Source organism: Nocardioides sp. NPDC051685 (assembly GCF_044453405.1).
Classification (GTDB): Bacteria; Actinomycetota; Actinomycetes; order Propionibacteriales; family Nocardioidaceae; genus Nocardioides.
Genome location: NZ_JBITCR010000025.1, coordinates 1 through 6050 on the forward strand (window position 1 = coordinate 1; position 6050 = coordinate 6050).

Consider the following 6050-nt stretch of genomic DNA (forward strand, 5'->3'; position numbering starts at 1 on the left):
CCCCACGAAACCCGCGCCGAGATCACCCGCGCCCTGCGCCTGCTCCGCACCAAACGCGAAACCCTCCCCGCGAAGAAGCACGGGAACATCCCGCTCTGATGCGAGCGAAGCGAGCGAGGACCGGATTGCGCCGACTCGGCGAAAGCCCGACGTAACTGAAGTTCCGAACGAAAGGTGGTCACGGACATGAACGACAACCAGGAGCAGAAGCCCTTGCTCAAGGTCATCGACCACAACGCCACCCCCGAAGACGTAGCCGCGATCGTGGCCGTCTTCGCCGCCCTCGGATCAACCAGCGAACCACCCCAGAAGAAGCCACGCTCCCTGTGGGCCGCTCCCCGACTGCGTACCCCACTCCACCCCGGCCCCAACTCCTGGCGCGCCAGCGGCCTGCCCCGCTGACCAGGACCGTAATGTCATGATCACTGCGTGATCACCTTCTCTCGGCGATATCTCCTGATCACCCTGGCATGGCTGCTGACCCGGGGATGGGTGGTGATCCTCTACGGCTTCCCTGCCGCGGCCGCGGACTCGTTCTCCTGGTGGGGCGCGGAGTGGGGCGTGGTGGGCGATGTGAACTACTACCGCGACAGCCTCGACGCACTCGCCCGAGACGGGGTCCACCGCACCCTGGTCGAGTACCCGGTGCCGGCACTGCTCCTGCTCTGGATCCCGTACGCCGCGATCGACCTGCTCCGCCTGGGCGGCGATGCCTACATCGTGGCGGTGTTGGCGATGGCCGCACTGACCGACCTGCTCTTCATGGTGCTGATCGTCCGCAACCGCCGCGGGGCGCACCCGAGGCTCGGAATCTCCGGCGCAGAGGCGTTGTGGCTGATCGCGGTCCCGGCGCTGGGGGCGACGGCGTACGCGCGGTTCGACCTGTTCCCCGGGATCATGGTCGGTCTGGCGGTGCTCTACGCATCCAGAAAGCCGCGCGTCGCAGCGGCGTTCGCGGCGTTCGCGACCGGCGCGAAATACTGGCCGATCCTGGTCATCCCGGCGCTCGCGGCGAACCGCGCCGCACGGAAGGGCGTGATCCTGACCGTCGCCGGCACCGGAGTCGCGCTGGCCGGGCTGAGTCTCGTCCTCGGCGGCTGGGACCGGCTCTGGACGCCACTGAGCTACCAGAGCGAGCGGGGCCTTCAGATCGAGTCGGTCTTCGCGACGCCGGCGATGTTCGAGTGGGGCCACGGCGGCCCCGCGAGCGGCTACGTCATCGACTACACGGAGTGGAAGGCGTACGACATCAGCGGGCCGCTGGTCGAGGCAATGCTCCTCACCGCGACGATCGCATCCGTGGTCGCGGGGGCGCTCGTCATCGTCTGGTGGGTGCTCGCCTGGCGTCGTCTCCCGGGCGGCGAGAGGACCGAGGAGACGATCGTGTGGCTGGTGCTCGCGACCGTGGCCGCGTTCCTGGTGACCAACAAGGTGCTCAGCCCGCAGTACATGCTCTGGCTGCTCCCCGCCGCCTCCGCCGGGCTGGTCCTGCTTCGCGGTCGCGCCCGCAGGCAGCTCGGGATCTGGTCGGTCGTGCTGCTCGCGGTGACGCTGCTGACCCACGAGATCTTCCCGCGGATGTACGGCTACATGCTCACCTTCAACGACATCGGCTCGCCGTGGATCACCGAGGTGCTGGCCTGGCGCAACGGCCTCCTGGTGCTGCTCTTCCTCTACGCCGCGTGGCGCGCTACTCGGTTGCTGGCCGCCCTCCCCGAGCGGGGGCGGTCAGCAACCGAGGGTCAGGAGAGACAGACGTTGGCGACGTCGCCCTGAGCCGAGTAGATCGTGACCGGCTCCTCGGCGAACACCGGCCGGCAGGCGGCCTGCGTGAGCTCGTGCACGGTGATCCCGTCGTAGAACCCGTGGTCGGCGCAGTTCTCGTAGTTCACGTAGACGTCTCCGGGCTCGCCACCGTCGCGGAAGATCCGCAGGATGACGTACGCCGTGACCGGCTGCCCCTCCGCACAGTTCTGCGGGGTGTTGGGGCCGGAGCGCGCCGGCGCGTCCCGGATCGCCTCGACGAGGCTGGAGGCGTCGGAGCCGGTGATCTCTCGCGACCCGGTCAGCGATGCCGAGGACGGCTCGTACTCGCAGATCGCGATCGACTCCGGGGCATCACCCTCCAGCGGCGAGCTCGACGGCTCGGTCTGGGGCCGCACCGGGTCGCCCGCGGCCAGCGGCGAGGCGGTCTCGCAGCCGTAGGGGTCCTTCGGTGTCGTCCGCAGCGACCCCTTGATCTCGTCGTTGACCTGGTCGTCGCCGGGACCGGTCAGGATCGTGACGTACGCCTCCTCGACCTGGACCCGGGTCAGCAGCCAGCCCTCGTGCTCCCAGGAGCCGGTCTCCGGCTCGGGGGCATTCGCATCCCGCTTCTCGACCAGGACATAGGGCTGCCAGAGAGCGAACGGCACCTTGCCGAACACCGCCGGGAAGTCCCGGTCCTCGGTCTCGTTGCAGGCGATGGCCGGCACCGGCTGGTTGGTGATGTTCGCGACGTAGGGCGTCCGTGGCACGGTGTCCCACCGGTCGCCGGGCTTCGCGATGCACTCCGGCAGCACCGGCGCGGTGGCATCGGCCCACTCCTGGGGCACCTGGAAGGCGATGTCGTACCGGACCGCCCAGCGGTTGCCGTCGGCCGGCGCCGGCAGGTCGGTGCGGCTCCGGTTGATGTAGGTACCTTCGGGGGCCGCCTCGTCCGCATCGAGCGCCTTGGGCGCATTGCCGGCACTGTCCTCGGCGCCGGAGGCGTCGCTGGCGGCCGTGCTCTCGTCGCCGCTGCCGGTGGGCTGCAGGTTGGCCACGATCCCACCCAGGCCGACGACGGCCAGCACCGCGGCGGCCGCGGCCAGGATCCAGGTGGTCCGCCGGCGTACGGGGGTCTTACCCTCCGTCTGCTCCGACCCCTCCGCGTCCCCGGAAACGTCGGGCGCACCCGACGCGCCAGAGGCCCTGGGGATCGCGAGCTCCCGCGGCTCGAAGTCATCGGCCGCACGGGCCAGGGCGGCCCGGAAGGCCCGCTCCTCGCGCTCGAAGTCACTCATTGTCAACCCCCTTGTTCCCTCTCTGATCAACAGAGCCCTGCTCGTTCAGTCGCTCCCTCAGCTTGGTCAGCGCCCGGTGCACGTGGGACCGGGCGGTCGCCTCGGCACAGTCGAGCACCGTCGCTATCTGTGCGAACGACAGGTCTTCGTAGAACCGGAGCACCACCGCGGCTCGCTGGTTCGACGGCAGCGTCTGCACGAGTTCCCACGCCTCGTCCGCGTCGCGCTCCTCCGGGCCGGGCTCATGCCTGGTCGCCATCGGCTCGACGTCCTCGACCAGGACCAGCCGACGCCGCTTGCGCCAGCCACTGATCGACCCGTTGACGATGCTCCTCTTCACGTACGCCTCCGCCGTCCCGGACGCCGCCAGCGACTCCCACCGCGGCAGCGCTCGGGTGAGGGCGTCCTGCACCAGGTCAGGAGCGTCGGAGTTGTTGCCGGTCACCAGGTAGGCGAATCGCTGCAGCGCAGGACCCCGCGAGGCCACCCAGGCACCGAAATCCGGCTCTGTCGCCTCATGGTCGGCATCCACAGACACCTCCTCTGGCACATTCACACCCCCTCTACGCGAAGTCTGTCGAGTTCGTTGCGTGTAGCCAGGAATTGAGTTGCCCCAGCACGTCCCGGTCCTATGGTTGGCCGGGTGACCCGTGAAGTAGACGCCCGCACCGACCGCTATGTCGAGGAGCTCTGCGCTCTCGACCCGCTCACCGCAACCTACGTCGGTGTCGCCGGCCACGACGCGGAGCTACCCGACCTCTCTCCCGACGGGATGGCGGCGGTCGAGGAGCTCAACCGGGCCGCCTACGCCGACGTGGCCGCGATCAAGCCGGTCGACGAGCGGGAGCAGGTCGCCAAGGAGGCGTTCCTGGAGCGGGTGGGGCTCGACATCGAGTTCACCGAGGCACAGCTGGACCGGAAGTTCGTCTCCGTGATCACCAGCGGCATCCACAACCTGCGCGAGGCCTTCGACCTGATGCCGACCGACACCGAGGACGACTGGGCCGCGATCGGCGCCCGGCTGGCCGGGATGCCGCAGGCGGTCGCTGGCTACACCGCGACGCTTCGTGAGGAGGCTGCGGCCGGGCGGGTCTCAGCAACGGCCCAGTACGCCAAGGTCGCCGACCAGATCCTGGGCTGGACCGGGCAGAAGGGCTCCGGCGACTTCTTCACCGGTCTGATCGCTCGAGCGCCCGAGGGCGCTCCCGCCTCCCTGCGGGCCGAGCTCGAGGCGTCGGCGGCGAAGGCCAACGAGGCGTTCGCCGAGTTCGGTCGCTTCATGGCCGACGACCTGGTCCCGCGCGGGTTCCCGAAGGAGGCCGTCGGGCGCGACCACTACCAGCTCGCCTCACGGCGCTACCTCGGCGCCGAGATCGACCTGGACGAGACGTACGCCTGGGGCTGGGAGGAGCTCAAGCGGCTCTCCGACGACATGGACGCCACCGCCGCGCGGGTCCTCCCCGGGGCGAGCGTCGCAGAGGCGGCGGCCCACCTCGACAGGGACCCGGCGCGCCAGCTGACCTCGACCGACGCGCTCAAGCAGTGGATGCAGGGCGCCGCCGACCGGGCGATCGAGGAGCTCGCCGACGTGCACTTCGACATCCCCGAGCAGGTCCGGCGGATCGAGTGCATGATCGCGCCGACCACCGACGGCGGGATCTACTACACCGGCCCCTCGGAGGACTTCTCCCGACCCGGCCGGATGTGGTGGTCGGTGCCCGAGTCGGTCACCTCGTTCGGCACCTGGCGCGAGCTGACCACGGTCTACCACGAGGGCGTGCCCGGTCATCACCTCCAGATCGCCCAGACCGCCTACCGGGCCGAGCTGCTCAACCGCTGGCAGCGGCTGATGTGCTGGGTCTCCGGCCACGGCGAGGGCTGGGCGCTCTACGCCGAGCGCCTGATGGACGATCTCGGCTACCTCGACGACCCCGGCGACCGCCTCGGCATGCTCGACGGCCAGTCCTTCCGGGCGGCGCGGGTGATCATCGACATCGGCATGCACCTGGAGCTGAGGATCCCTGAGGACAACCCGTTCGGCTTCCACCCTGGCGAGGTCTGGACGCCCGAGCTCGGCCGCGAGTTCATCGGACAGCACTGCCTGATGGAGGACGCCTTCCTCGACTTCGAGGTCGCCCGCTACCTCGGCTGGCCGGGCCAGGCACCGTCCTACAAGGTCGGCGAGCGGATCTGGCTCCAGGCCCGCGAGGACGCCCGTGCCCGCGCGGGGGCGGCCTTCGACCTGAAGGCCTTCCACCGCGCCGCGCTCGACCTGGGGTCGCTCGGGCTCGATCCGCTGCGGGCTGCTCTTGGGCGGCTGTAGCTGCTGGGGGTGGTCAGAGGCACTTGGTCTGACGCGGGGTGCTGCTTCGTCCGTGCGTTTCTGTTCTGCGGGGTTGGTCTGGGCCGCCGACCCTGTCCTCGAGTGTTTCTCGCCCTGCCCCGGAGTCAAGGACGGCCTGCGGCCGCCGGCTTCGCCGGCCGCTTCGCGGTCATCTCGACAAGCTCGATACATCGCCTTGACACCGGACCACGTCGAGAAAGATTTGGCTAGCTATCAGGGGCGGCGGCCCCAGTGTGGCCGCGGGATAGTCGCTCCGCGGGAGATGGATGCTCCACGGCGAACGAAAATTCATTCACTCCCGCTGCAGACGAAGGCGCTCCCTGGATGAACGAAAATTTCTTCACCCGCCAGGCGCACCAGGCCAGCGGCGACGGCTCACCTTGCCGAACGAATTTTCGTTCACCCCGGTCACCCACCGCACCATGGCGGTCTCTGCGCGCGAACGAATTTTCGTTCACCTGTCCCCGAGTGAACGAAAATTCGTTCACCCTCAGACCCCAAGCCCCTACCCAACGCCCATCGCCGCGCCAGACCCCTGCCGCCGACCCGATAGCCAGCCAAAATTTCGGCTCCTCTGACTGATCCGTGGGTCATCGTCCGGGCAGGACGGGGCGGTGGCCACCGAGGTTGAGCATGGCCAGGGCGATGAGGGCGTTAGGAGA

General features: G+C 69.3%; 5 protein-coding genes. 3 read left to right on the plus strand and 2 right to left on the minus strand.

Going from position 1 to position 6050, the window contains the following annotated elements:
• The first annotated feature begins 186 nt into the window (after positions 1-186).
• Positions 187-402 (plus strand): acyl-CoA carboxylase epsilon subunit, encoded by a 216-nt coding sequence (locus ACIA03_RS30170; protein ID WP_396989198.1) that lies wholly within the window; start codon positions 187-189, stop codon positions 400-402.
• 27 nt (positions 403-429) lie between these two features.
• Positions 430-1776, plus strand: a complete 1347-nt coding sequence (locus ACIA03_RS30175) for a glycosyltransferase 87 family protein (RefSeq protein ID WP_396989199.1) — start codon at positions 430-432, stop codon at positions 1774-1776.
• Here ACIA03_RS30175 and ACIA03_RS30180 read toward each other — a convergent pair.
• Both ACIA03_RS30180 and ACIA03_RS30185 read right to left on the minus strand, forming a co-directional pair.
• Positions 1743-3044 carry a hypothetical protein gene (locus ACIA03_RS30180; protein WP_396989200.1) on the minus strand — a complete coding sequence of 434 codons (1302 nt, stop codon included), beginning with the start codon at positions 3042-3044 and terminating at the stop codon, positions 1743-1745. The genes ACIA03_RS30175 and ACIA03_RS30180 overlap by 34 nt on opposite strands.
• Positions 3037-3576 (minus strand): SigE family RNA polymerase sigma factor, encoded by a 540-nt coding sequence (locus ACIA03_RS30185; RefSeq protein WP_396989201.1) that lies wholly within the window; start codon positions 3574-3576, stop codon positions 3037-3039. Before ACIA03_RS30185 ends, ACIA03_RS30180 begins: the two co-directional genes overlap by 8 nt.
• Positions 3577-3687: 111 nt before the next feature.
• Between ACIA03_RS30185 and ACIA03_RS30190 the strand changes: the two genes are divergently transcribed.
• A complete protein-coding gene (locus tag ACIA03_RS30190; RefSeq protein WP_396989202.1) occupies positions 3688-5367 on the plus strand; it encodes a DUF885 domain-containing protein in 1680 nt (559 codons plus the stop codon).
• The last annotated feature ends 683 nt before the right edge of the window (positions 5368-6050 follow it).

Bases quoted from the DNA above. Each gene is read 5' to 3' on its own strand.
- ACIA03_RS30180 (WP_396989200.1), bottom strand. From the start codon at position 3,044: ATGAGTGACTTCGAGCGCGAGGAGCGGGCCTTCCGGGCCGCCCTGGCC.
- ACIA03_RS30170 (WP_396989198.1), top strand. From the start codon at position 187: ATGAACGACAACCAGGAGCAGAAGCCCTTGCTCAAGGTCATCGACCAC.